This is a genomic window from Pseudazoarcus sp. NS36 (assembly GCF_059703705.1).
The window spans coordinates 1-25,132 of sequence record NZ_BAAKJA010000004.1; the positions used below are offsets into that span (position 1 = coordinate 1).

General features: G+C 61.7%; 18 protein-coding genes, 2 pseudogenes and 1 riboswitch. Of the genes and pseudogenes, 12 read left to right on the forward strand and 8 right to left on the reverse strand.

All coding sequences use genetic code 11. The annotated features are described in order from the left end of the window. Positions 1-613: 613 nt before the first annotated feature. The 3 genes from metH to pdxH all read right to left on the reverse strand — a co-directional run bounded on the left by metH (position 614) and on the right by pdxH (position 5,828). On the reverse strand, positions 614-4,315 hold the full coding sequence (metH, locus tag AC6H0R_RS07105) for a methionine synthase (protein ID WP_497580659.1): 3,702 nt from the start codon (positions 4,313-4,315) through the stop codon (positions 614-616). Positions 4,316-4,391: 76 nt separating this feature from the next. Further along, a riboswitch (S-adenosyl-L-homocysteine riboswitch) is annotated at positions 4,392-4,476 on the reverse strand. Positions 4,477-4,520: 44 nt separating this feature from the next. Next, positions 4,521-5,132, reverse strand: a complete 612-nt coding sequence (locus AC6H0R_RS07110) for a hypothetical protein (protein ID WP_497580660.1) — start codon at positions 5,130-5,132, stop codon at positions 4,521-4,523. Positions 5,133-5,183: 51 nt separating this feature from the next. Continuing rightward, complete coding sequence (gene pdxH / locus AC6H0R_RS07115; RefSeq protein ID WP_497580661.1) at positions 5,184-5,828, reverse strand: pyridoxamine 5'-phosphate oxidase; 645 nt, start codon at positions 5,826-5,828, stop codon at positions 5,184-5,186. A 267-nt stretch (positions 5,829-6,095) separates the two neighbouring features. Here pdxH and phnD point away from each other — a divergent pair, with 267 nt between their 5' ends. The 4 genes from phnD (at position 6,096) to AC6H0R_RS07135 (ending at position 10,200) form a co-directional block, all read left to right on the forward strand. Then, complete coding sequence (gene phnD / locus AC6H0R_RS07120) at positions 6,096-7,010, forward strand: phosphate/phosphite/phosphonate ABC transporter substrate-binding protein (RefSeq protein WP_497580662.1); 915 nt, start codon at positions 6,096-6,098, stop codon at positions 7,008-7,010. A gap of 130 nt (positions 7,011-7,140) precedes the next feature. Beyond that, a complete protein-coding gene (locus AC6H0R_RS07125; protein WP_497580663.1) occupies positions 7,141-7,935 on the forward strand; it encodes a phosphonate ABC transporter ATP-binding protein in 795 nt (264 codons plus the stop codon). Then, on the forward strand, positions 7,932-9,728 hold the full coding sequence (locus tag AC6H0R_RS07130; protein WP_497580664.1) for a PhnE/PtxC family ABC transporter permease: 1,797 nt from the start codon (positions 7,932-7,934) through the stop codon (positions 9,726-9,728). The genes AC6H0R_RS07125 and AC6H0R_RS07130 overlap by 4 nt, the downstream gene beginning before the upstream one ends. 79 nt (positions 9,729-9,807) lie before the next feature. Next, a complete protein-coding gene (locus AC6H0R_RS07135) occupies positions 9,808-10,200 on the forward strand; it encodes a rhodanese-like domain-containing protein (protein ID WP_497580665.1) in 393 nt (130 codons plus the stop codon). Between the two features lie 9 nt (positions 10,201-10,209). Here the strand turns inward: AC6H0R_RS07135 and AC6H0R_RS07140 are convergent, their stop codons facing one another. Then, a complete protein-coding gene (locus AC6H0R_RS07140; RefSeq protein ID WP_497580666.1) occupies positions 10,210-11,394 on the reverse strand; it encodes a multidrug effflux MFS transporter in 1,185 nt (394 codons plus the stop codon). Between the two features lie 144 nt (positions 11,395-11,538). Further along, positions 11,539-12,408, reverse strand: a pseudogene (locus AC6H0R_RS07145) (YifB family Mg chelatase-like AAA ATPase); the annotation flags it as partial. Between the two features lie 32 nt (positions 12,409-12,440). Here AC6H0R_RS07145 and AC6H0R_RS07150 point away from each other — a divergent pair. Beyond that, positions 12,441-13,988, forward strand: coding sequence for a recombinase family protein (locus AC6H0R_RS07150; protein WP_497580667.1), 1,548 nt, complete (start codon positions 12,441-12,443; stop codon positions 13,986-13,988). Between the two features lie 887 nt (positions 13,989-14,875). Here the strand turns inward: AC6H0R_RS07150 and AC6H0R_RS07155 are convergent. Next, on the reverse strand, positions 14,876-15,448 hold the full coding sequence (locus AC6H0R_RS07155; protein WP_497580668.1) for a recombinase family protein: 573 nt from the start codon (positions 15,446-15,448) through the stop codon (positions 14,876-14,878). Positions 15,449-16,205: 757 nt separating this feature from the next. Then, entirely contained in the window at positions 16,206-17,456 is a 1,251-nt protein-coding gene (locus AC6H0R_RS07160; protein ID WP_497580669.1) for a DNA cytosine methyltransferase, read from the reverse strand. A gap of 152 nt (positions 17,457-17,608) precedes the next feature. On the opposite strand from AC6H0R_RS07160, the gene AC6H0R_RS07165 reads away from it, so the two are divergent. Then, on the forward strand, positions 17,609-17,845 hold the full coding sequence (locus AC6H0R_RS07165; protein WP_497580670.1) for a helix-turn-helix domain-containing protein: 237 nt from the start codon (positions 17,609-17,611) through the stop codon (positions 17,843-17,845). A gap of 149 nt (positions 17,846-17,994) precedes the next feature. Beyond that, on the forward strand, positions 17,995-18,852 hold the full coding sequence (locus AC6H0R_RS07170; protein WP_497580671.1) for a Cfr10I/Bse634I family restriction endonuclease: 858 nt from the start codon (positions 17,995-17,997) through the stop codon (positions 18,850-18,852). 93 nt (positions 18,853-18,945) lie between these two features. Here the strand turns inward: AC6H0R_RS07170 and AC6H0R_RS07175 are convergent. After that, positions 18,946-19,587 (reverse strand): annotated as a pseudogene (locus AC6H0R_RS07175) (magnesium chelatase domain-containing protein); the annotation flags it as partial. Positions 19,588-19,749: 162 nt separating this feature from the next. Between AC6H0R_RS07175 and AC6H0R_RS07180 the strand changes: the two are divergent. The 5 genes from AC6H0R_RS07180 (at position 19,750) to AC6H0R_RS07200 (ending at position 25,124) form a co-directional block, all read left to right on the forward strand. After that, the gene (locus AC6H0R_RS07180; RefSeq protein ID WP_497580672.1) at positions 19,750-21,093 is read left to right on the forward strand and encodes a YjgN family protein; all 1,344 of its coding nucleotides are present in this window, start codon (positions 19,750-19,752) and stop codon (positions 21,091-21,093) included. Continuing rightward, positions 21,093-22,109, forward strand: a complete 1,017-nt coding sequence (locus AC6H0R_RS07185; RefSeq protein WP_497580673.1) for a M48 family metallopeptidase — start codon at positions 21,093-21,095, stop codon at positions 22,107-22,109. Before AC6H0R_RS07180 ends, AC6H0R_RS07185 begins: the two co-directional genes overlap by 1 nt. Before the next feature lie 151 nt (positions 22,110-22,260). Further along, a complete protein-coding gene (locus tag AC6H0R_RS07190) occupies positions 22,261-23,271 on the forward strand; it encodes a TRAP transporter substrate-binding protein (protein ID WP_497580674.1) in 1,011 nt (336 codons plus the stop codon). A gap of 64 nt (positions 23,272-23,335) precedes the next feature. Further along, complete coding sequence (locus tag AC6H0R_RS07195) at positions 23,336-23,839, forward strand: TRAP transporter small permease (protein ID WP_497580675.1); 504 nt, start codon at positions 23,336-23,338, stop codon at positions 23,837-23,839. 4 nt (positions 23,840-23,843) lie between these two features. Then, positions 23,844-25,124: a TRAP transporter large permease gene (locus tag AC6H0R_RS07200; RefSeq protein ID WP_497580676.1), complete on the forward strand. Its 1,281-nt coding sequence runs from the start codon at positions 23,844-23,846 to the stop codon at positions 25,122-25,124. Positions 25,125-25,132: the final 8 nt, after the last annotated feature.

Below are 25,132 nucleotides of genomic sequence, written 5' to 3' on the forward strand. Positions count from 1 at the left end.
TTGCCGCCAACTGGCGCGCCGGGAAGCAGCAACAAAAGGAAGAAACACTCATCTCAACCCCAGGGCCTACTAAGTAGGCAGCGGTACTAAAACTGGGGGCAGGTCACATCGCCTTTTTGTATTGGTCTTATAAGAGTGTGATTCTTATAAGACCCTTGAATCCAGTGCTTGACAGGAACTTCTAGTGAGGTGGAAAGCTCAGGCTTAATTAGCTCAAGCAGATTATCTTTCTTCGCTCTTGCGTCCTTCAGTTGGCCACGCGTCAACGAAATGCGCGTAAAGAGTGTTTCGTTCTCGCTGTTGTCAAAAAATAGCTTAGCACTTAGACCCATAAGGTTAACCCCTTATTCTTACACCAATATACTCAAAGTTGTAATGGCGGGACTAAACGCCGCGTAGTTCGCTTAGGGCGAAACGTGTTGCACTGAATGCTGCATGCCTGACTGCCGCCGGTATTCGGGAAGTTGAATGTTGGCATGCCTGCGACTCCACACCAACAGTCAATAATCATGAGTCGAGAAAAAAGCCGCGGCAGCCTCAATGAGTTGAGGCTGCCGCGGCCTTCCGCCTCGCAATGACGGCGAGGGGCGTTACGTGCGTTTAGTGCTGAGGCTTACAGCAACGGCGCCAACCATCGTTGTGCTTCCTGCCCACTCATCCCCGTTCGCGCTGCCCAGTCATCCAACTGATCCCCCGCAATCTTCGGCACGGCGAAGTAGTGGCTCTCGGGGTGGGCAAAGTAGAAGCCCGACACCGCGGCCGTGGGCAGCATGGCGAAGCTCTCGGTGAGCGTCATGCCGGCGTTGTGCGGGGCGTCCAGCAGTTTGAAGAGATCGCCCTTCACGGTGTGGTCCGGGCAGGCGGGGTAGCCGGGGGCCGGGCGGATGCCGCGGTAGGCTTCTTTGATGAGGTCTTCGTTGGGCAGGGCTTCGTCGGGGACGTAGGCCCAATGCTCTTTGCGGACGCGGGCGTGCAGCCATTCGGCGCAGGCTTCGGCGAGGCGGTCGGCGATGGCTTTGAGCATGATGGCGTGGTAGTCGTCGTGCTCGGCTTCGAAGCGTTCCAGATGCGGTTCGATGCCGATGCCGGCGGTGCAGGCGAAGGCGCCGATGTAGTCGGGCACGCCCGAGTCTTTATCGGCGATGAAGTCCGCCAGGCACCAGTGCGGTTTGCTGTCCGGGCGCTCGTGTTGCTGGCGCAGGCCGTGCCAGGTCATCAGCGGTTTGTCGCGCGCTTCGGTCTCGTAGATTTCGATGTCGTCATGGCCGACGGTGTTGGCCGGGAACAGGCCGAGCACGGCGCGGGCCTGCAGCCATTTGCCCTGCACGATCTGGTCGAGCAAGGCTTTGCCGTCTTTGAGCACGTTGCGGGCGGTTTCGCCGACGACCTCGTCGTCGAGAATCTTGGGGTAGCTGCCGGCCAGATCCCAGGTCTGGAAGAACGGCGCCCAGTCGATGTAGTCCACCAGCGCTTCAAGCGGCACATCAATGGCCTGGATGCCGAGTTTTGCGGGCTTGGGCGGCACGTAGCCTTCGACACTGTTCCAGCGGTAGCGGTTGTCGCGCGCGGCCTGGAGCTTGACCAGCGTGAGGCCTTTCTTGTTGGCGTGCTGTTCGCGGATCTTGGCGTAGTCGGCGGCCAGCTCGGCCTTGTACGACGCGCTCTGGCCTTGCGACAGCAAGGTGGTGACCACGCCCACGGCGCGTGAAGCATCCGGCACGTAGACCACGGCGTTGTCGTAGTGCGGGGCGATCTTGATGGCGGTGTGGGCGCGGCTGGTGGTGGCGCCGCCGATGAGCAGCGGCAGGTCGAAGCCCTGGCGTTTCATCTCGGCCGCGACGTGGCTCATTTCTTCCAGCGACGGGGTGATGAGGCCGGACAGGCCGATGGCCTGGGCGCCGTGTTCCTTGGCGGCGGTGAGAATCTTCTCGCACGGCACCATCACGCCGAGGTCGATGACCTCGTAGCCGTTACAGCCCAGCACCACGCCGACAATGTTCTTGCCGATGTCGTGCACGTCGCCCTTGACCGTGGCCATGATGATGCGGCCCTTGGCTTGCGAGCCGGTGCGCAGCTTTTCGGCCTCGATGTAGGGGATCAGGTGGGCCACGGCGGTTTTCATGACGCGGGCGGATTTGACCACCTGCGGCAGGAACATCTTGCCCGCGCCGAAAAGGTCGCCGACCACGCTCATGCCGTCCATCAGCGGGCCTTCGATGACGGCCAGCGGCGGCTTGCCTTCGGCCTCCAGCTTGGCGCGCACTTCTTCGGTGTCGGCCACGACGTATTCGGTGATGCCTTTCACCAGCGCATGGCTCAGGCGCTTTTCGACCGGCATTTCGCGCCAGGTTAGATCCGGCCCGCTGTCCTTGGCCTTGCCTTTGACCGACTGGGCGATGTCCACCAGCGCATCGCCCGCGCCGGGGCGGCGATTGAGCACCACGTCTTCCACCACTTCGCGCAGCGCCGGGTCGAGGTCGTCATACACGCCGAGCATGCCGGCGTTGACGATGCCCATGGTCATGCCGGCTTTGACGGCGTGATACAGGAAGACGGTGTGGATGGCCTCGCGCACCGGCTCGTTGCCGCGGAAGCTGAAGCTGACGTTGGACACGCCACCGCTGATCTTGGCGTGCGGCAGGTTCTGGCGAATCCACGCCACGGCCTGGATGAAGTCGACGGCGTAGTTGTCGTGCTCTTCGATACCGGTGGCGATGGCGAAGATGTTGGGGTCGAAGATGATGTCTTCGGGCGGGAAGCCGATGTCGGTGAGCAGCTTGTAGGCCCGCGCGCAGATCTCGGTCTTGCGCGCGAAGGTGTCGGCCTGGCCCTGCTCGTCGAAGGCCATGACGATGACGGCCGCGCCGTACTGGCGGCACAGGCGCGCCTGGCGCAGGAACTCGGCCTCGCCCTCTTTCATCGAGATGGAGTTGACGATGCCCTTGCCCTGGATGCACTTGAGGCCGGCCTCGATCACGTCCCACTTGGACGAATCGATCATGATCGGCACGCGCGAGATGTCCGGCTCGGTCGCGATGAGCTTGAGGAAGCGCTCCATCGCGGCCTTGGAGTCGAGCATGGCCTCGTCCATGTTGATGTCGATGACCTGCGCGCCGTTCTCGACCTGCTGGCGGGCGACGGCCAGCGCGTCGTCGAAGCGGTCTTCGAGAATCATGCGGGCGAAGGCGCGCGAGCCGGTGACGTTGGTGCGTTCGCCGACGTTCACGAACATCGAATCGTCCGCGATGTTGAAGGGCTCCAGGCCCGACAGGCGGCATTTTTTCTCAATGTCCGGCACCTTGCGCGGTGCCAGCCCCTTGACCGCTTCGGCCACGGCGGCGATGTGCTCGGGCGTGGTGCCACAGCAGCCGCCGACGATGTTGAGCAGGCCGGATTCAGCCCATTCGCGGATGGCGGCAGAAAGCTCTTCCGGCGTTTCGTCGTAGCCGGTGGGCGCCAGCGGATTGGGCAGGCCGGCGTTGGGGTGGGCCGACACATAGGTGTCGCAGATGTTGGAGAGCTCTTCGACGTACTGGCGCAGCTCCTTGGCGCCCAGCGCACAGTTCAGCCCCATGGAAATCGGCTTGGCGTGTGCCAGCGAGTTCCAGAAAGCCTCGGCCGTCTGGCCGGACAGCGTGCGGCCGGAGGCATCGGTGATGGTGCCGGAGATCATCACCGGCAGGCGCTGGCCGAGGTCGGTGAAGAGCTTTTCCACCGCAAAGATGGCGACCTTGGCGTTGAGCGTGTCGAACACCGTCTCGATCAGGATGATGTCCGCGCCGCCTTCGACCAGCGCCTTGGCGGAGTCGTAGTAATCGTCGAGCAGCGCTTCAAAGCTGATGTTGCGGAAACCGGGGTCGTTCACGTCCGGCGAGATCGACAGCGTGCGCGAGGTGGGGCCCAGCACGGCGGCCACGAAGCGCGGCTTGGCGGGATTCTTGGCGGTGTATTCGTCGGCGATCTGGCGCGCCAGACGCGTGCCTTCGAAGTTGATCTCCCAGGCGAGGTCTTCGAGCCCGTATTCGGCCTGCGACACGCGAGTGCCGTTGAAGGTGTTGGTCTCGATGATGTCGGCGCCGGCATCGAGGTAGCCGCGGTGAATCTCGGTGATGACCTCGGGCCGCGTGATGACCAGCAGGTCGTTGTTGCCCTTGAGGTCGCGCGGGTGCGCCATGAAGCGGTCGGTGATGCCCTCGCCGCGGTACTGCCGCTCGTTCAGCTTGTATTGCTGAATCATCGTGCCCGTGCCGCCATCGAGCACGAGGATGCGTTCAGCCATCAAGGCGCGGAGTTCTTCGGTACGGTCGGGCTGCATGCGTCTTCTTACCTCGGGCAAATCATGGGCCGGGAGGCGCGCTGCAAAAGGAAACGGCGCCACAGCCCCGGGAAAGGGTCTGCGAGCGCCGTTGTTCGGTTGCTGAGCCTGGCCCGGCGACGTGATTTCGTCAGCGTCGGGTCGCAGCGCTCCTCAGCAAGCCGCGCAGTTTACCGGGAGCCGCGCCGGCATGCAAAACAAGCGCTTACCAGCCGTAATGCCCGAACCAGCCGAAGCGCGGTGAGCCGTAGCCGAAGTGGCCGTAGGGATAGGCGTGGCCGTGGCCGAAGCCCATGCCGATACCGTAACCGAAGCGTGGCCCGAACATGCTGTACCCGTCGTTGCCGTTGTAATAGACGTAGGTGTAGCTGGTGCGATCTACCTTACCCTCAATGAAGTGCACGTTGAGGTAGGTGGCCATGATGCCCGGATAAGGATTGGGGACATTCCAGTCCCACACTTCTTCATTCATGCGCGGGAAGCGCTCGATGCTGCGGTGTGCGCCAAGCGTGCGTTGTACCTGTTCGACCGTCATGCCGGCTTTAACGCGGCCGTGGTTACGGTGATCCAGTGCGTCGAATTGCTCGATCACGCGGCCCGTTGCGTCGACCGTATACATCCAGCAGGTTTCGCCCATCGGTTGGGTGGAATATTCCAGCGTGCGTGTGCCGTCCTCGTTCTTCCAGACATGACTTGGCGCGCCGCGCTTGGCGAGCAGCTCGCTCTCGGCATCAAAGCGGGTCTGGAAGCTGATGCAGCCACTCAGACCGAACAGCGCTACCAGCACCAGCAGCCACATGGAAAGTTTGGTTTTCATGGTGAACCTCATTGGCCAGAGGGCCTTCAAATCAAAGTAGTGGGCTGTCGGTCAGGGTGACAGGCGTGCGCGCGACCAGTTTCCGTCTTCACCCAGTGTCCACGCAAAGCGGTCGTGCAGACGCGATGAGCGGCCCTGCCAGAACTCCCAGTATTCCGGTACTAGCCGGTAGCCGCCCCAGTGCGGCGGACGCGGAGGCTTGAGGCCGAACTTCAGGCCGTATTCGGCAGCCCGTGCGACGATCACGCTGCGATCGGGAATGGCCTCGCTCTGGTGTGACGCCCAGGCACCGATGCGGTGGGTGAGCGGGCGGCTCTCGAAGTAAGCGTCGGACTCTTCCTCCGATACTTTCTCTACCCTGCCTTCGATACGCACTACGCGTTCGAGTTCCACCCAGTGGAACTGCAGCGCGGCAAACGGATTGGCGGCCAGTTCGCGGCCCTTGCGGCTGTTGTAGTTGGTGTACCAGACGACGCCGCGCTGGTCGAAACCCTTGATCAGCACGATGCGCGTCGAGGGGCGGCCATCGGCGCCGACGGTTGCGACGGTCATCGCGTTGGGTTCCGGCACATCACGCTTCATGGCGTCGGCAAACCATTCCTCGAACTGAATGAAGGGGTCTGCAAGGGCTTCGTGGTCTTCGAGACTGCCCTGTTCGTAGCTCTTGCGCAGATCGGAAAGCGGGGGGGTACTCATGGCGTGCTCCTGGGCGCGGACTGCTTCGACACGGCGGCCCGCAGGACGGTTCTGTGCCTCGCATGATAAGTCAGGCAGCTTGCCCCCGCGGTCACGAACGGGAACAATCGCGTCCTCACGGGCAATTCAGGCTGATCTGCGTATCGGCTGCCCGGCGGCGGAGAACTCCGCCCGCAAACCAACCGCTTCGGCGGGCATTAAACCCGGCGCATCCCGCACCGGAGTGGCTGGACCGGACGCAGTCCGATCCGACAACGGGAGAATTCCATGCACCAAAAATCTGCCTCACGCAGAGGCTTCATGCTGTCCGCCATCGCGTTGGCGGCCTTTGCCACTTTCGGCTCGGTTTCGGTCAGCGCGGCCGCCCCCAAGAAACTCATCATCACCGCCATTCCGGACGACGGCGACGCCGACCGCATGCGCGAAAACTTCGGCGCATTGGCCAAATATCTCGGCGAGAAAGCCGGCATTGAAGTCGAGTACATGCACGTCGAGAACTACGCCGCCAGCGTCACCGCGCTGGCCACCGGTCGTGCGCACGTCGCCTGGCTGGGCGCCGTCACCACGGCGCAGGCGCGCATGCAGATGGGCGACGGCATCACCATCCTCGGCTGCCGCGACATCGACAAGGGCTTTGTCAGCTACTTCATCGCCAACCCGGCCATCGGCCTGGCGCCGGTGAACGACCTCGGCGAGCTCGCCAAGGCCGCCTCTGGCCAAGGCTGGAGCTTCACCTTCGGCAGCAAGAGCAGTACTTCGGGCCACATGATGCCGCGCAAGTACTTCCTCGATCAGGCCGGACAGGCCCCGGAGAAGGTGTTCCGCACGGTGGCGTACTCGGGCAGCCACGACGTCACGATGCGCATGGTGGCCGACGGCACGCACCAGGTCGGCGCGCTCAACTACGCGTCGTGGGACAAGGCCAGTGCCGAACTCAAGGCCAAGGCTCCGATCGTCTACAAGACGCCGCCCTACACCAACTACGCGCTGACCGCCCGCTCCGATCTCGGCCCGGCACTGCTGGCCGCGCTGCGCAGCGCGCTGCTGGATCTGGACGCGAAAGACCCGAACGGCGCCAAGGTGCTCAAGTATCTGAAGGCCGGCAAGTTCATCGAAGCCGACATTTCGGAATGGCAGGGCTACGTCGAGCTGCTGCAGTCGGGCATCGACATCGGCGGCTAAGCCGTCCTCGAAGGATCTCTCGTAGGGCGGATTAGCGCAGCTTCATCCGCCGCATGTTCGGCGCAATGCGCTTCGCTTGTTCCGTCCTACGAGGCTCTCCTACGAATACCCGACGATTCCCGGACAGCTCATGAACCCCCCCTCGGACTCCCCGGCCCGCCTCGCCGACGCTTCCGTCGCCTATGCCGGCAAGACCGTGCTCGACGGCATCACGCTCGACATCGCAGCGGGCGAGCGCGTGGCGGTCATCGGGCCGTCGGGCGCCGGCAAGACCACGCTGTTCCGACTCATTGCCGGGCTGGTGAAACCCGTTCGCGGAGAGGCCTTCACGCTCGGCCGGGACACGCGGAAATTGAGTGGTCACGCGCTCGACAGCCTGCGCCGTGAGCTGGGCTTTCTGCAGCAGCAGGACAATCTGATCCCGCAGCTGCGCGTGGTGCACAACGTGCTGATGGGGCGGCTCGGTCACTGGTGGTTGCCGCGCGCGCTGCTGTCGCTGCTGTGGCCGCAGCAGATCGATCTCGCGCGCAGCGCGCTGGCGCGGGTGGAGTTGTCTGAGCGCCTGTGGTCCTTGCCCGATGAACTCTCCGGCGGGCAGCAACAGCGGGTTGCGGTGGCGCGCCTGATCGTCCAGCAGCCGAAGCTGGTGCTGGCCGACGAGCCGGTGAGCGCGCTCGACCTGCGTCTGGGCCGCGAGATCATCGGCCTGCTCACCGAACTGGCCACGCGCGATGGCGTGACGTTGCTGGTCAATCTCCACACGCTGGATTTGCTGCAGGGCAATTTCGACCGTGTGATTGCGCTGCGCGAAGGCAAGCTGTTCTGGCAAGGCCGCCCGGACGAGCTGACCCAGGGGCTGTTGCGCGAGCTCTACGGCGCCGAGTACCGCGCGCTGCATCTGGACGAGATCGCGCTGCCGGCATGAACGTCCTCGCGCATCTCCACCCGCAGGAAAAGCGACCGTGGGGGCATTTCGTCGCCATCGTGGCGGTGTTGCTGGCCATCGTCGCCTCGTTTGCTGCGGCGGAATGGGATCTTGCGGCACTGACCGACGCTGCACGCCGTGCCGCCGCAGCGGAACGTATGGGCGCATGGCTTGGCGCCTTGTTGTCGCCGGATCTGTCGGCGGAGTTTCTGGCGCAAAGCTGGGAGCTGACGCTGCAGACGCTGTCCGCGGCCATTCTCGGCACGGCGCTGGCGGTGGTACTGGCCTGGCCACTGGCGATGGGCGCGAGCCGGGCGGTGTGCGTTGGCGAGGAGAACGCGCGAGGGCTGTGGCGCCACTTTCCCTTGCGTTCCCCGACGGCCGCATTGTGCGCACTGTGCCGGCTGATCCAGGACGTGCTGCGCGCGGTGCCGGACTTTGTATGGGCCATCATCCTGGTGGCCATGATCGGGCTCGGCCCGCTCACCGGCGCATTGGCGCTGGCGCTGAACATTACCGGCATCCTCGCCAAGGTCTATAGCGAACTGTGGGACAGCGTGCCCGAAGATCGCTACGCGCAGGTGCGCGGGCTGGGCGGCGGGCGCGTCGCCACGTTCCTGTACGGCATCCGCCCGCTGGCCTCGCGCAATGTGTTGTCCTTTACGCTGATGCGCGCCGAATGCGCGATCCGCAACGCGGCCGTGATCGGCGCGGTCGGCGGCGGTGGGCTGGGCGCCGAGATCTGGTATCAGATCCGCTTCGGCGCCTGGGACAAGGTCGGCACCTTGATCCTGTTCACGCTGCTGCTGACGCTCACGGCTGATCTGGCCAGCAACTACATCCGCCGCCAGTTGCGCGGCGATCCGAATCGCAGTGCCGCGCCGGTCTCCTGCGCCGTTGCCGGGCCGCTGGATGACAAGGCGGTGGCCATCCGCGCGCCGCGCGCTGCCTGGTGGGCGGCCGGCTTCGCCGGACTGGTCACACTGTGGTCGCTGTGGTTCATGGGTTGGGGCAATCGCGCTGCGCCGGACGGCACGCCGCGCAATCACCTGGAGCCGGCGCTGGAACTGTTCACCGGTCAGGCGTGGGAGAACCTGCGCTTCTTCGAGCGTCTGCTCTCACCGGTGCTGGAGCCGGCCTTCGTCTGGCGGGTGATCGAATCCGCAGCGATTCCGCTCGCCATTGCCGTGGTGGGCACGGCGCTTGGCGTTGCCGGGGCCGTCGTGCTGACGCGTTGGCACTCGGCCAGCTTCCAGCTACACGCCCCGCGCTTTACCGGCGAAACGCCATCGTGGTGGTTGCGCGGGCTGCGTGCCGTGCAACTCGCTGCGGCACGCGCCACTGCGATGGTGGCGCGCGGCGTGCCCGAGGTGATGTGGGCGTTTCTGCTGATTGCCTTCTTCGGGCCGGGCCTGGTGGCCGGCACGCTGGCGATTGCGCTGCACACTCTGGGCGTGCTCGGGCGTGTCTTTGGCGAGGCGGTGGACAACCTGCCCTTGAGCCGTTTCGAGCCGGTGAGCGGCGCGTCCAGACTGGTCACCTACGGCGCTGTGGCGGTGCCGCTGGCCTGGCGAGACTGGATGACTTACGCCTTCTTCCAGTTCGAGAGCAATGTCCGCGCGGCCGTGGTGCTGGGCCTGATCGGCGTCGGCGGACTGGGTTTCCAGTTTTCGTTCAATTTCGAGTGGTTCCGCTTCGAACGTGCCGGCACTTACCTGCTTGCGATGGTCGGTTTGACCGTGCTGATCGACCGCGCTTCGCGCCTGCTCAAGCTCGGTCGAGCTACCCGCTGAACCGGGCTTGTACACATGGGCGCGTCGGGCGTATGCACAAAATACGCTAATATGCCGATCTTGCGATGGAGACCTCGGCATGAAACACCTCACGCCCAAAGAGGCATACGCCTTCCTCAACGACAATCCCGAAGCGCTGCTCATCGATGTGCGCAGCGAGATCGAATATCTGTTTGTCGGTCACCCGAAGGGGGCCACGCATATTTCCTGGAATGACGGCCCGGACTGGGAAGTGAATCCGCATTTCGTCGGCGAGGTGAAGAAGCTTGCCGGTCACGGCACCGACCGTCCGGTGGTGCTGATCTGCCGCAGCGGCAATCGCTCGGTGACGGCTGGCGAAGCGTTGGTCGAGGCGGGATTTCACAACGTCTACAACGTGCTGCACGGCTTCGAAGGTGAGCTGGACGAACAGCACCACCGCGGCAGCGTCAGCGGCTGGCGCTACGACGGCTTGCCGTGGGAGCAGTGCTGAGTCGCTGATCTACGGGCGGCTGCGGCTCGCCCACACCACAAAGCACAGCAATCCCAGCGCCACGAACACGCTCGCACCCGCGCCCAGCGACAGCGGCGAGGCCCACAGCAGCGGCGCTGAAACCCCGGCCGTTACGGCATTGACCCCGACCTGAGTGAAGCTCTGGCAGCTCGAAGCCAGGCCGCGCCGCGCCGGGAAGAGATCCAGCACCAGCAGCGTCAGACTGGGCATCGCCAGTGCCATGCCGAAGGTGTAGATCGCCACGGGCAGTACCGACCACGGCAGCGACGGCGCAAACAGGGCAGCGTGCGCGACGTTGAATGACACGGCGGCGATCATCACGACAAAGCCGGTGCCAATGGTGCGCTGCCAGTTCCAGCGTCCCGCCACCCGTCCAGATAGCCAGGCGCCACCGATCATGCCGGCAACCGCCGGCACGAACAGCCAGCCGAAGGATTCCGGGCCGAGGCCCAGGTGATCCATGATGAACACCGGTGCCGACAGCACGAACACGAAGAAGCCGTTGAAGTTGAAGGCCAGGGCAAAGGCCAGTAGCAGGAAGGCGCCGCTGCCCAGCACCGTGCCGTAGGCGCGCGCGAGACGCCCCGGATGCATGGATTGGCGCAATTCGGGCGGGAGGGTTTCGGGCAGGAAGCGCCAGCTCAGCCAGGCCAGTATTCCGGCAAAGGCGGCAAGGAACAGAAAGATCGAACGCCAGCCTGCGAGCAGCAGCAAGACGCCACCCACCATCGGCGCCACGGCCGGTGCGATGCCGAAAATCATCATCACGCGCGACATCAGCCGCTGCGCGCGGGCGCCGTCGAACAGGTCACGGATCACCGCGCGGCCGACCACCATGCCGGCGCCGGCGCTCATGCCCTGCAGCGCGCGCCCGACCCACAGCCCTTCGATTGAAGTTGCCAGCGCGCACAGCAGGGAGGCCAGTCCGAACAGGCTGGTCGACACGATGATCACGCGGCGTCGCCCGAAGGCGTCCGACAGTGCGCCATGCCACAAGGCCATGACGGCAAACGTCAGCATGTAGGCAGTCAGCGTTTGCTGGACTTCGATCTGCGTGGCGCCCAGCTCGGCGCCCATGGCGGGAAAGGCCGGCAGATAGGTGTCGATCGAGAAGGGGCCGATGGCGGCCAGCGCAGCAAGCAGCGTGGCCAGACCGGCGGGAGAGAGCGTCATGCGAGTTCCGGAAGATGCGCCGCGGCAGGTCCGGCGCAGGGAGACAGGATAATGACCCTGTGTCCGTCCCGATAGTTTCCCGGCCCGGCGAGCGTTCTCATGTACGTCGTCGACGCGGTCGTGCCGCCCGGCGCAGGCCCGCCCTCAGGAGCGCGTATCCAGCGTCCGGCGGTAGTGCACGGCTTCTGCGATGTGGGCTGCGCTGACGTCCGGCGCGCCGGCCAGGTCGGCAATGCTGCGAGCGACCTTGAGCACGCGGTGGTAGCCCCGTGCGGAAAGCCCAAGGCGCTCCACCGCCTGTGCAAGCAGCGCGCGCCCGGCCGCGTCGGGCGTGCAGTGGGCGTCGATTCCGGCCGGGGCCAGTTCGGCATTGGTGCAGCCTTGCCGCGCACTCTGGCGCTCACGCGCGGCCAGCACCCGGGCCGCCACGGTGGCGCTGTCTTCGCCTGGCGACGCGTTTTCGAGTTCGGCCACATCCAGCGCCGGCACCTCGATCAAGACGTCCATCCGGTCGAGCAGCGGGCCGGACAGCTTGCCGATGTAGCGTGCGACCTGTTCGGGCGTGCAACGGCAACGTGTCCTGGGGCTGCCGCGCTGGCCGCAGGGGCAGGGGTTCATGGCTGCCACGAGCTGGAATCGCGCCGGGAATTCTGCCCGCCGCTGTGCGCGCGAAACCGTGATGGCGCCGGTCTCCAGCGGTTCCCGCAGGGCTTCGAGCACGCGTCGGTCGAACTCGGGCAGTTCGTCGAGAAACAGCACGCCGTGATGCGCGAGGCTGATTTCACCCGGCCGCGGCACGGTGCCACCGCCGACCAGTGCCGGCACGGATGCCGAGTGATGCGGAGCGCGAAAAGGGCGCTGGCGCCAGCGCGCCGGGTCGAAGCTGCCCTCAATGGACTGCACGGCCGCGGTGGCCACGGCCTGCGCTTCGTCCAGTGGAGGCAACAGACCGGGCAGGCGCTGCGCAAGCATCGACTTGCCGGTGCCGGGCGGCCCGAACAGCAGCACGTTATATACAATAGACCTCTAACCCCTCAGAGAGTCGTATGAAACCCCCTAACAAATCGGTCAAAGCCTTCAGCTACCTAAGGTTCTCCACGCCCGAGCAGATGCGGGGCGACAGCTTCCGCCGACAGACCAGCATGGCCGAGGAGTACGCCGCGAAGCATGGACTTGAACTAGACGATCAGCTTACCTTTCACGATCTTGGGGTCTCTGCATTTCGGGGACAGAACGCGGAGGCAGGGATGCTTTCCGAGTTCCTCGAAGGTGTCCAGGCGGGCGCGGTGCCGCGGGGATCATTCCTTCTAGTTGAGGCTCTCGACCGCCTGAGCCGACTGGTTCCAAGAAGGGCTTTGCGCGTCCTAGAGGACATCATTCAAGAAGGGATCACGGTCGTTACCTTGAACGACGGCAAGACCTACACCGAACAGTCTCTCGATGAACGCCCAATAGATTTGATGGTGGCAATCATGTTGTTCATGAGGGCAAACGAAGAGAGTGCAACGAAGGCCCGTCGTCTAAAGGCCGCATGGGAGGGAAAGCGAGCAAGCATCCGGGAGAGGCCACTAACTTCTGTCTGTCCCGCATGGCTGAGGCTAGATAAAGCGGCCGGTTCTTTCCAAGTAATCGAAGGTCGAGATGTTGTGGTTCAACGAATATTCGATATGACCTTAGCAGGGGTTGGATACGAACGGATAGCAGTCACCTTTAACAATGAAGGTATTCCTCCCTTTGGTCGGGCCTCTATTTGGCATCGCAGCTACGTCAAGAAGATACTTCAGAATCCGAGCGTAATAGGTGTTCTTGTTCCTCACCTAAGCACGCATGAAGACGGAAAGAACGTCAGGAAGCCCCTCGACCCAATCGAGAACTACTATCCCGCAGTTGTTGATTCCGAGATGTTCGAGCGGGTTCAGGCGATGAGGAGTATTAAGGGCGGGCCGAGAGCGCGAGGGGGAGTAGTAATTGCCAATCTGGTTGCTGGTCTTAGTAGATGCCCCTGTTGCGGTGCCTCAATGACCCGAGTGCAAAAGGGGGCAGTCAAGAAAGCCGGTAAGCCCTTCTTGGTTTGCTCTCGTGCAAAGATCGGTGCCGGTTGCACTTATCGCACCATCCGTCAGGAAGACGTAGAGGATGCGCTAATCTCTAATGTCTCGTTCATTACGGGGACTGCTCCATCGGGTGCCAGTGACCTCGATGGAAAGCTGGCGGACGTGAAGGCTCAGAGTGATGGCTTGCGGGATCACATCGCTAACCTCGTAGATGCAATCTCTGCCTCCCCATCATCAGCCTTGCTTAACAGGCTTAAAGAGTACGAAGTTGCACTGGACAGCCTGAAGCTTGAGGAGAAGGAGTTGCATGAGCGGTATGTGATTGCGTCAAGTCTCCTTGTCGAAAAAAGGATAGATGAGATGGGCGAGGCTCTTAAGGCGGAGACCATCGACCGCCCCCGAGCAAACGCACTTCTACGTCAGGTGTTCGACCGCATTATTGTGAACTGGAAAACGGGAACCCTTGAGCTTGTGTGGAAGCACTCAGATAGCTTTACGTCCGTTGTGTATGCGTGGCCAGAGGAAGAGGGTAGTCGATGACCCCCTCAACCATAACCAGCCTTAAGCCTACGCTCTGTCAGCAGTCAGTCCGAACTGAGGCGTCCAGCACACTTCACCAACAGCCGGGACTCGGACATACAGCATCCAGACACCCACTTCCAGAACAAAACCACCGACTTGGAAAGTCATTACAGGTACTCCTGAGTTGAAGGAGGAGCGATCCTGACAGAGAGTTAGATCGTAAACAAGACCGATCAGTGCAACTGTTCCGGGAGTGGATAGCTAATTGAAATATATGAAGTAATATCGAAAATACAGATCACCTCATACGCTCGTGAAACAACTCCGTGAAACAAGCAAAAAAACCCGCAGGTCAGACATGGATAACCATGCCCCTGAGAGCAGCAACGCTACACAGGGTGAAGACCTACGGGTTTTAACGGGGTGAGGATGGGAGGAGGTTGAACACCTGCAACCTACCTTAGATTCACTGAAGACAATCTGAAGTCTCTGAAGACATCTAAGGATGTAGTCTTAATAACTACTTAATAACTACAAGAGAGAAGTCTTATCTGAAGTCTTAAGATAAGTCTTAACTGAAGTCTTATCTTCATCTTCTCTCTACCCCATAACTGTGTGGTATCTCGAAAGCCTTGCTGCGTCGGGGATTCAGGCTGATGGTGATGATCCTCTACCTTGTCAGGATTACGAATAGTGTCAGGATTAGCAGGAAGCGATTTCAGCCTCGTAGAGCGTCTGAAGAGTCTTAGGTAGGCATCGGTATGCCCTGACCCATTACATCGTCACCACGAGGCTGTATTCAAGCCACAAAGCCATCTCTTACCAGTGCAACACTATCATCACCGCGCTGAAGATGATGAACACGATGGCGAAGGCGTTATCTAACTCGTGTGGCCTTGGAAACCTCATGCAGCCACCTTCACAGCCTGACATGCACGCTTGACTGAAGCCGTCGAGATACCGAAGTGTTCCGCTGTAGCCTTGATGCTGGCTTCGTTATCACGTCTCCATGTCACCACAGCTTCATCGTCAATCGTCTTCTCTCGCCCTAGGTTCTTCCCTTCGGCCCTCGCGCGCTCGATCCCTGCTAGCTGGCGGACTTTGATGTTGTCTCGCTCAAGTTCAGCCACAGCGGCTAGCATCGCCAGCATCGCCTTGCCAATCGGCGTCCCCAGGTCAAACCCTTCGCGCATCGACACAACAGACACGCCTTTGCGCTGAAGGCTCTCGACAGTTGTCAGAACATCAATGGTGTTCCTCCCGAGGCGATCAACAGCAGTCACCACGAGTGCGTCACCTTCACGGACATACTCAAGCAGCGCCTTCATAGCGGGCCTCTGAGCGGCTGGAACGGCTCCTGATACGCCATCCTCAACAAACCACTTGGCGACCTTGTAGCGGGCCTCTATGGCTCTCCGTTGATTCTCTGTGGTTTGATCGTCTGTGCTGACGCGGACGTATGCGACGGTTGCTGACATGGCCTTGCCTCCCCTTGATTGTGTGGCTCATTAACTGTGGCTCACATCATGAAGGGTGGCTCAGTAAAAATCAACAGTAATGATCCATGCTGATGGGTAGGCTCCGAGGATGGCCCACAAGGGTTACCTTTTGATCCTATCGACTAGCTGTCAGCGTAGCCATTGCTAATGGCGTATGTCACTGATGCGAACAAGGTATTGGTCCCCATTCGACAGAAGCAACGCCACATGGGAGTCGTCTAGATGCGCACGGGAAACGGCGAGGGTATTCCGTGTGGTATCGGGAGCGGTCACTTCAAAGAGAACGACGGCATCACCAGCAAGCGGCACCCGATGGGCGGACTCGATGGTGTAGCGAGCCCCTTTCTCTCCCGTGGTCGGTAGCTCCCATCTGCCGGGAGATGTGGAGTAGACCGCAAAGTATCCTGTGCAAGCAGCGGCGCAGACCCCAATTGAGAAGCGGAGTTCTTCGCCTATCAGCTCCGAAACAAACATGTTCAAGATCAAGCCGATGAAGAAGCCAAATCCTGCGTACACAATCACTTCGTGCGCACGGCCTCTGGATTGCCGAGATTTAGGTGCAGGCATAGTTGCTGACTAGGAGGCGCGAGGTTGGTGGGGTAGGGAGGAGGTGCCCCCGTCACACTTAAAGCTCATCGCAAAGGGCGGCAGCGGGGGAAGCAGCCTGTAAACCCCTTCGAGAGAGGTCGCTCGCAAATTTGCGGTGAAAATTTCTAAGTGGCGCGGAACAGGCGTTTTAAGGAGAGGATTCTTCCGCCAAGAGCCTCGGATTGCTGGCATTGGCGGGGCCGGCGTCTTCCGCGTCTCCAGTGCTCTTCTGGTCTAAGACCCCCAGGACTTTCTGCGCGAGCTTTCCGAGGGCAAAGGCGAGTACAGGTGGGACAGCGTTGCCAATTTGCTTCAACTGCTGCCACTCGCTACCTACGAAGACGAAGCCGTCATGGAACGACTGCAGCCTTGCAGCCTCCCGTACAGTGATCCATCGGTTGAGGCTCGGATGAATCCATTCGCTGAGGTCGCGATGCATCTGCGCCAAGATCGTATGCGAGGGAAGGTCTGGATGGAGGCGCCTCCACTTCTCTGGTCTCTTGTTATTCCAAATCTCTTTCGGGAGGCTGTCTGCCTTCATGCCCGGACGAAGCATGGAAATGAGATGCGCCCGGCGCTCTTGGATTTCCTTCGTATGGTGATTGTGGAGTAGCTCCCCAGACACTGCGATACCGCGCCGTTTCTTCATGGCTTTGGTGTAGCGGTCCCCGTCGCAATCAAGCCTCATGTCCTTAAGAAACGCGTTCGGCCTAGACGCCTTAGGGTACGGCAACGTTTCGCCGCTATGCACCACATCGCAAGGGAGGTCGCAAAGCGCCTCATGAACGGTCACCGGCCGCTTTACCCTTTGGCATTGCAATGCTTCTTCTGCAAATTGAGCCATGTCAAAGGGAAAATCGTCCTCATCCCTTGTCCCGACGAAGATAACCCGCTGACGCGTTTGCGGAACCCCGTAGTCAGACGCCAGCAGACGAAGCATCACTGTGTTGCTGTAGCCAATAGCCGCGAACTCTTTAAGAATGAGATTCTTGAAGTGCCCCTTATTCATTAAGGCTAAGTTCGGGACGTTCTCCATGAAGAACATCCGGGGCCGCAGGGTTGAGACAACACGCGTGTACTGTTTATAGAGTTCGTTCCGCTCATCATCTAGGCGCCGCGTTCCGATTTGGCTAAAGCCTTGGCACGGCGGCCCACCAAATACCAAGTCAATGTCAGCTAAGCGGTACAGCTCTTCGTGCCCGCTGTCCTCCGCAAGAAACTCATGCACATCGCGATCAAAGAGGGGCGTTCGGGGGAAGTTGTGCCGATACGTCTGACTGGCGAACTTGTCCAGCTCAACGGCTGCGCGAACCTCCATCCCGGAGGACTCAATGCCCTCGCAGAACCCCCCACACCCGGAGAAAAGCGAGACAGCAGAGGGTAAGCGGCTTGTAGGCATAGGGACCGGCGGATTGACGTGACTACTAGACAACTAGAGTCTACGGAACGATTCTCAACCAGTCAAACAATAGTGACTCTTCTTCTACAGTTTCCTCAAATTGTGACTCATCGTCCGTGGATCAATAGTCATCAACTATTTAGCTTTCTGCCATGGACCTATCAGACTACTTCGGTCCGGCGGTACGGCGGCACAGGGAGCTTCTTCGTCTCAGTCAGGAGGAGCTAGCTGATCGCTCAGGTATTGATCGGACATACATAAGCGGGGTTGAGCGCGGGGTTAGGAACCCTACGCTTGATGTCATGCAACGGATTGCTCGTGGTCTGGGGGTTGATCTCGATGTGGTGTTCGCAACAGCTCGTGAAGTCGCGACCCGACAGGAGCCTTAATGCCGTTTCAATTCGCGCACGAGGAATTGTGTAGCCAGTGCCCTCACGGTAAGTGCTTTGAGGACAGGAGGAGCAATCCAGTCCGAGGCAGACGGACGCTCTTCCGTTTTCGCCAACAGGCAGCAATGAACTGTAGTTTCGGTGAGTTCATGCCGGGGACTGACAATGATCCAGACCCTTCTCGCCCGTACTCCGCCTATCTCGATCAGTTTCGGCTTAACGCAGAGCTTGCGGGACGGCATGAGTTCGGCGCCGACTTCGACGTTAAGAGCGCAGCAATCGCTAAAGTCGAGGGGGATGTCTTTGAGCTACTGGAGGCTGGCGCTTTTTGGAACGCCGCGGCTGCCTGGAACAGGTTCATGGATTCGGGTTTTTGGGATTCGAGCGTGTTCAGTTGCCCACTAGACGCGGTAGCAACCCCAACGCGTAAGGTCGCTATCGTTAAGCTCCCTCGCGGCTACGATGCCACACGCCTTTTTAAGGCGGAGGTTAGGGGAAACATTCAGGCTTTCGAACATGCCCTGAAGCTGCGCGACATGGAGCTTGGACTCTCGTCGCCGGATATCGTGGGTGTCCGCCTCCCTCACCCTCTGCCTCCGCAACTTCAACGATTCATGAGTGATGTTGAGAACCTGAACGGCCCCAATCTGAACTTACTGGAGGAGGCGCATCGCCTTCTAGAGAACTCTATCGACGGCGCGGGATTTCTGTTCGCTGTTGCCGTTAAACGTACGACCCGAAGTGACCGCCTTTACCAGCCCCTCTTCGAAGCGAACATCCTCAAGTACCTGATCGAGGTCGTCCTCCGGGGTGCCGCTTTCCGGTTCTACGCGCACCTAAACTCCTTCGAAGGGGCCGATGTTGAGGGGCACTATCGAGCGGCATCCCTAATCTCCTTAATTCGAGGTGGTACTCCTACCAAGGCCGTCGACGCGCTTTACTTGGCGTTAAACCCCCGAGATTCCGCGCAGTCGTTGCTAGACGACCTACCGCTGTTCCCGGTCTAGAGGCTCAGTAAGCCGGCCTCATCACGCCCGAAGCAGACTCGGCGGTCTAGCCTATCTAGTTCCTAAGATATTTGGGTCTTATGTTTACAACGTGAGCATTGAGTGTCCGCCCGCAGCGACGACTTCGAGCGCACGCCGCGCGCGCAGTTGCCCTTTGACGTCTGCCAGATCCGCGATGGCTGGCGGGGTGTTGACGAGCGTGCGCGGGTGCGGGGCGATCGGCGTATGGGCATTCAGATGTGCGCACACGGCCAGCAGATTGCTTGCGGGCAGAACCCGCACGCCATCGGCCAGCGCGGCCTCGTCGGCGTTGGCCGATGGCACGACCAATGCCCGGCCGTCTGCGATGGTGGCCAGCGCAATGGCCAGCGCGCCGCGTATCGCTCTGAGGGCTCCGTTGAGCGACAGCTCGCCGACAAACTCGTGTTCTTCCAACGCAGCGGCATCGATCTGACCGGAGGCCGCCAGAATGCCGACGGCAATGGGCAGGTCGAACAATCCGCCCTCCTTGGGCAGATCGGCCGGAGCGAGGTTCACGGTGATGCGACGCTGCGGAAATTCGAACTGCGATACGGTCAGCGCGGCGCGCACGCGGTCGCGCGCTTCACGCACTTCGGCGTCAGGCAGGCCGACCAGATTGAAGGCCGGCAGACCATTGGCCAAATGCACTTCCACCGTTACTTCAGGCGCTTCCAGACCGGACAGCGCGCGCGTCCTCACCAATGCCAAAGACATGCAGATCTCCCGTCGCTTGACCGGCGCATTGTAGCGGTCGCTTTTGCAATGACAGGGTGATTTATTTGGCGCTCCTGCGGGATGCGCTGCTGATATGATTCGAGGCAATTGCCGCGCCCGGCATTGACCCCTATTCCGCATCGCATTCATCTGGAGAAGCCGATGTCTCAATCGACTTTCAGCCTTACCTACGACGGAGGCATTCGAGACGGCTTCGATGCGGAGGCCGTCAAGGCACGTGTCATCGAATTGCTCGGGCTCAACGACAAGCAGGGGGCGCGTGTCTTCAGCGGCCAGTCCGTCGTGTTGCGGCATGGGCTGAGTGAGGACGATGCTGTGCGCTACTGCGCCCGCCTCAACGCCATCGGCATGGCCGTGGCCTTGCGCATCGAAGACGCCATGGCTCCGCCGCGTGCCACGCCGCCGGCAGCCCCGACTGCACCCGCGGCGAGTGGAGCGGACAACGACGCAGGCGGCATCGTGCCCTTCGAGTTCCACGGCGCAGGAGGCGAGTTCTTCCGCATCTGGATCGTCAACATCGTGTTGAGCATCCTGACGCTCGGCATCTATTCGGCATGGGCCAAGGTGCGCACCGAGCGTTATTTCTATGGCAACACCCGTCTGGCGGGGTCGAGCTTCGAATATCTGGCCGACCCGATCCGCATTCTCAAGGGGCGACTGATCGCCTTTGCGCTATTCGTGCTGTACATGGTGTCCGACCAGTTTTCGCCCTTGCTGGGCATTCTGGCGGTGGTCGTGCTGATGGCCTTGATGCCGTGGATCATCCACAGCAGCCTGCGCTTCCGTAACCACAACAGCGCCTGGCGCGGTGTGCGTTTCGGCTTCGACGGCAGTCTCGGGGATGCCTATGGAAACTGGTTGCTGTGGCCTATTGCCGGCGCACTGACGCTCGGCTTGCTGATGCCCTACGTGGTGCGAAGGCAGGTGACCTATGCCATCGAGGGAAGCCGTTTCGGCGACACCCGCTTCGGCTTCGACGGCAGCGTGAAAGGCATCTACGTGATTTTCGGCGCGTGTCTCGGCGTATTGCTGGTGGGCGCTTTTGTCGCGGGGCTGTTTCTCGGTGTGGTGACGCCGGCGCTGGTCGGAACGAGCGCTGGCAGCGACCCCGGCATGCTGGGGCTGGTGTTGGCCGCCTTCGGCATGGTGCCGCCGTTGCTTGGCTACTTTCTGGCCTTTGTCCTGTTTGTTGCCTGGATGACCAACTATCGGTTCAATAACAGCCGCCTTGGCATGCATCGTTTCGAGGCGGACTACCGGTTTGGCTCCTATGCACGGCTCGTCCTGGTCAACACGCTCGGCATGGTGTTCACGCTGGGCTTGTTCTACCCGTGGGCCAAGGTGCGCAGTGCACGCTATGCGGCTGAACACACCCGTGTGATCGCCGACGGCAGCCTGGATGACTTTGCCGCCAGTCAGGATCCGGACGTGAATGCCACCGGCGGCGAGATGGGCGAACTGTTCGACATCGGAGTCGGCTTCTGATGCAGGTTTCCGGGCATTTCAGCGATGGCCGGCAGGCACGTGCAGATGCCGTACAACTGAGACTCGAAGAAGGTCGCCTGTTCGTCGTGAGCACCGATGGTCATGCGCTCGTCGAGCCTGTGGCGCCCGACAATGTGAGCGTCAGTGCCCGCCTCGGGCGCACACCGCGTCATCTTGTTTTTCCCGGCGGCGGCAGCTTCACCACGGACGACAACGACGGCGTCGATGCCCTGCTGGGCCGGCGCGCTCGTTCGGGGCAGGGCTGGGTGAATCGCCTTGAATCGCATTGGCGGTTCGTGTGTCTGGCGCTGGTCGTGACGGTCGCGGTGGTGTTCGGAAGCATCGTCTGGGGCGTGCCGGCGGCCGCTCGGCATGTGGCTTTCCAGTTGCCGGCCTCGGTCGGGCAGGAAGCGCAGCGCCTGGCGCTGGACGTCCTTGACCGCAGTGCCTTTGAACCCAGTCGTCTTGAGGCAGCCGAGCAGGATCGTCTGCAGGCAGTCTTTGCGCCGCTGATCGAACGCCACGCGCCAGATCTGGGCATTCAGGTCAGTTTCCGCGATGCCGAGAACAGCTTCGGCGCCAACGCGCTGGCGCTGCCGGGCGGCGCGGTCATCATGACCGATCAGTTGGTGGCGATGGCGCAGCACGACGAGGAACTCGTCGCCATCCTGGCCCACGAGATAGGGCACGTCGCGGGGCGCCACGCGCTGCGGCGCGCGGTGCAGGCCTCGGCGCTTTCCTTGCTGACCCTGCTGGTCTTTGGTGATGTCTCGTCGGTGCCGGCGCTGGCGGCGTCAATTCCGGTGATCCTCACCGAGATGGGCTACTCGCGTGATTTCGAGCGCGAGGCGGATCTGTATGCGGTGCGTGTGCTGAGCGACAGCGGCATTGCGCCCCAACGCCTGGGCGACATCCTGTCGCGCCTCGATCCGGAGCACGGCAGCAGCAGTTATCTGTCCACTCATCCGCCGACCCCCGAGCGAATCGAGCTGATCGAGCGTCACGCTCCCCGCTGAACCACCTTCAGTAGCCTGTCTGGAACCCTCTCCGGCTGTCCCGCAACACGTGTTCGTTGACTTCGCCAGAATGGTAAGTAATCTATTACTTGCAAACATTGCAAGACCGTAACAGGCATCCTGATCCCAACCATTCGTCCAGGAGATGAAGATGAGCAAGCAGTTCGAACACAGCAAACTCAAGGCACTTGTCGGCGGTCTTGCGCTCGCCGCGCTGGTTCATGCCGGTGGTGCCATGGCGCAGGTTTCGATGAAGTTCCACCATGACCTGCCCGAAGACAGCGCGCAACACCTCGCCGCCGAGAAGTTCAAGGCTGCGGTGGAAGAGCGCAGCGGCGGCGCGATCACGGTCAAGCTGTTCCCGAACAACGCGCTCGGCGATGACGTTGAGGCGACCCAGCAGATGCAGTTCGGCGCGCTGGAGTCGGCCATTATCCCGACCGCCAAGCTGTCGAACTTCGTGCCGGCGATGCAGATCGTCGACCTGCCTTTCCTGTTTCCGTCTCCGGCCATCGCGCACAAGGTGCTCGATGGCGCAGCAGGCGACCGCTTGCTTGCCACGGTAGAGAAGGTCGGGCTCAAGGGTGCGACCTTCTGGGAGAGCGGTTTCAAGCAATTCACGTGTGACCGCGAAGTGTCCGGTCCGGATGACTTCAAGGGCCGCAAGGTGCGCGTGATGCAAAGCCCGATCATCATGGAGCAGTTCCGCGCCATGGGGGCCAACCCGGTGCCAATCGCCTTTGGCGAGACCTACAACGCGCTGCAGCAGGGGGTTGTCGACTGCCAGGAGAACCCGCTGGTGTCGATTACCAAGATGAAGTTCTACGAGGTGCAGTCGGATGTGGTGATCAGCAACCACGCCTATCTGGCCTACGCCTTCCTGTTCAGCAAGCGCTGGTTCGATGCGCAGAAGCCCGAGCACCAGAAGCTGCTGATGGATGCCGCACGCGAGATGACCGCCTTCCAGCGTGAAGAGACCGCCCGCCGCGAGGCTGGTTACGTCGATACCATCAAGAAGAGCGGTACGCGTGTGAGCGCGCTCGACGACAAGCAACTGGCGGCTTTCCGCGAGGCTACCGCGCCGGTGCATGACAAGTTTGCCGCTCAGATCGGGACCGATCTGATGGATGCCTTCAAGCAATCCATCACGGCTGCGCGCTGATCCTTCCGCGGGGCTGGCGCACTGCTGGCCCCGCACCTTCCTGATCTTCTACCGGAGTCTTCCAATGCGGAAACTCGACCTTCTCGTGTCGCGTTCCGAGGAAGTGCTGATCGGCGTGCTCATCCTGACCGCCTCGGTGATCCTCTTTTCGAACGTCGTTGCACGCTATGCCTTCAATGCCGGCTTTGCCTGGGCTGAAGAACTGGTGCGTTACCAGATCGTATGGATGGTTTTCCTGGGCGCCAGTGTCGCGGCGCGGCAGGGCATCCATATCGGGGTGGACCTGCTGATCAAGTTCAGTCCGCCCGGCATCGCCAAGGCCATCGACCTGCTGATTCATGTGATTGCCGTGGCCTTCTGCGGTTTTCTGGTGTTCTACGGCGTTGAGCTGGTCACGCAGACGCGCGCCTTCGGTCAGGTCAGCCCGGCGCTGCAGATGCCGATGTGGCTGGTACAACTCGCGATCCCGGTCGGCGCCACCCTGATGGGTGTGCGTTTCACGCAGCAATTCTTCCGCAGTCTGCTCGGTCGCGAGCAGGAAGCGGCCCACCTCGAACAGATCGGGTGATGCCATGGTCACGACTTTCCTGATTCTTCTCGTCGTGCTGCTGATCCTGGGCGCGCCGATCTTCATCGCCCTGTCCGGTTCGGTCATGACCGCCATGGGTACCGGCAGCCATGTGCCGCTGGCCATCGTCATCGAGCGCCTGTTCGCGGGTCTCGACAAGTTTTCGCTGATGGCGATTCCGTTCTTCATCCTCACCGGCAGTCTGATGAGTGTCGGCGGGCTGTCACAACGCATCGTGCATTTTGCCAATCTGCTGGTCGGGCGCTTCACCGGCGGCCTGAGCATCACCGCGGTGTCGTCGAGCATGTTCTTCGGCGCCATCTCGGGTTCCAGCCCGGCGACGGTAGTGGCGGTCGGTGGCCTGTTGTATCCGGCCATGCGTCGCGACGGCTACTCCGGCCCGTTCTCGATCGGCGTGATCATCGCCTCAGGTTCGCTGGGCATCATCATTCCGCCGTCGATTGTCATGATCGTCTATGCCGCAGTCACCGGCGTGTCGGTGGGCGCGCTGTTCATGGCAGGCATCGGTGCGGGCCTGCTCTACGCCGCATGCTTTCTGCCCTACTGCGTATGGCGCGCCAAACGCGACGGCGTCAAACCGATGACACCGCCGACGCTGCGCGAGTTGTGGCTGGGCCTGAAGGATGCAGCCTGGGGCCTGGGCGTACCGGTGGTCGTGCTCGGCGGCATCTATGGCGGTGTGTTCACACCGACCGAGGCTGCGGCCGTGTCGGTGGTGTATGCGCTGCTGGTGTCGGCCCTGATCTACCGCGAGAAGTCGCTCGGCGAGCTGTTCCGCACGATGATCGACTCGGCCACGACCACCGCACAGGTGATGATCATCCTCGCTGCGGCATCCGTGCTGGCGTGGTTCCTGACCAGCAACGGACTGGCCGTCGCGGTGGCCAACGCCGTGTTGTCGCTGTCCGAGAACCCGTATCACATCTTCCTGTTGATTAACGTCACGGTGCTGATCGTCGGCATGTTCCTCGATGCCGCTTCGATCATGGTGATTCTTGCGCCGCTGTTCTACACCATCGGCATCCAGGTCGGCATCGATCCGGTGCACCTGGGCGCGGTGCTGACCGTCAATGGGGCGATCGGCATGTTCACGCCGCCCTTCGGCCTGAACCTGTTCGTGGCCAGTTCGCTGGGCGGGGTGACTTATCTGCAGGCGGTGCGAGGGTCGCTGCCGTTCATCGGCATCGCAATTGTTGCGCTGATCCTGCTCACCTATCTGCCCGCCATCAGCATGTGGCTGCCCAACACCGTGTATGGCGGATGAGCTGCGCA

Coding starts and splice junctions, on each gene's coding strand:
- metH (WP_497580659.1), bottom strand. CDS start 4,315: ATGCAGCCCGACCGTACCGAAGAACTCCGCGCCTTGATGGCTGAACGC.
- AC6H0R_RS07110 (WP_497580660.1), bottom strand. CDS start 5,132: ATGAAAACCAAACTTTCCATGTGGCTGCTGGTGCTGGTAGCGCTGTTC.
- pdxH (WP_497580661.1), bottom strand. CDS start 5,828: ATGAGTACCCCCCCGCTTTCCGATCTGCGCAAGAGCTACGAACAGGGC.
- phnD (WP_497580662.1), top strand. CDS start 6,096: ATGCACCAAAAATCTGCCTCACGCAGAGGCTTCATGCTGTCCGCCATC.
- AC6H0R_RS07125 (WP_497580663.1), top strand. CDS start 7,141: ATGAACCCCCCCTCGGACTCCCCGGCCCGCCTCGCCGACGCTTCCGTC.
- AC6H0R_RS07130 (WP_497580664.1), top strand. CDS start 7,932: ATGAACGTCCTCGCGCATCTCCACCCGCAGGAAAAGCGACCGTGGGGG.
- AC6H0R_RS07135 (WP_497580665.1), top strand. CDS start 9,808: ATGAAACACCTCACGCCCAAAGAGGCATACGCCTTCCTCAACGACAAT.
- AC6H0R_RS07140 (WP_497580666.1), bottom strand. CDS start 11,394: ATGACGCTCTCTCCCGCCGGTCTGGCCACGCTGCTTGCTGCGCTGGCC.
- AC6H0R_RS07150 (WP_497580667.1), top strand. CDS start 12,441: ATGAAACCCCCTAACAAATCGGTCAAAGCCTTCAGCTACCTAAGGTTC.
- AC6H0R_RS07155 (WP_497580668.1), bottom strand. CDS start 15,448: ATGTCAGCAACCGTCGCATACGTCCGCGTCAGCACAGACGATCAAACC.
- AC6H0R_RS07160 (WP_497580669.1), bottom strand. CDS start 17,456: ATGCCTACAAGCCGCTTACCCTCTGCTGTCTCGCTTTTCTCCGGGTGT.
- AC6H0R_RS07165 (WP_497580670.1), top strand. CDS start 17,609: ATGGACCTATCAGACTACTTCGGTCCGGCGGTACGGCGGCACAGGGAG.
- AC6H0R_RS07170 (WP_497580671.1), top strand. CDS start 17,995: ATGCCGGGGACTGACAATGATCCAGACCCTTCTCGCCCGTACTCCGCC.
- AC6H0R_RS07180 (WP_497580672.1), top strand. CDS start 19,750: ATGTCTCAATCGACTTTCAGCCTTACCTACGACGGAGGCATTCGAGAC.
- AC6H0R_RS07185 (WP_497580673.1), top strand. CDS start 21,093: ATGCAGGTTTCCGGGCATTTCAGCGATGGCCGGCAGGCACGTGCAGAT.
- AC6H0R_RS07190 (WP_497580674.1), top strand. CDS start 22,261: ATGAGCAAGCAGTTCGAACACAGCAAACTCAAGGCACTTGTCGGCGGT.
- AC6H0R_RS07195 (WP_497580675.1), top strand. CDS start 23,336: ATGCGGAAACTCGACCTTCTCGTGTCGCGTTCCGAGGAAGTGCTGATC.
- AC6H0R_RS07200 (WP_497580676.1), top strand. CDS start 23,844: ATGGTCACGACTTTCCTGATTCTTCTCGTCGTGCTGCTGATCCTGGGC.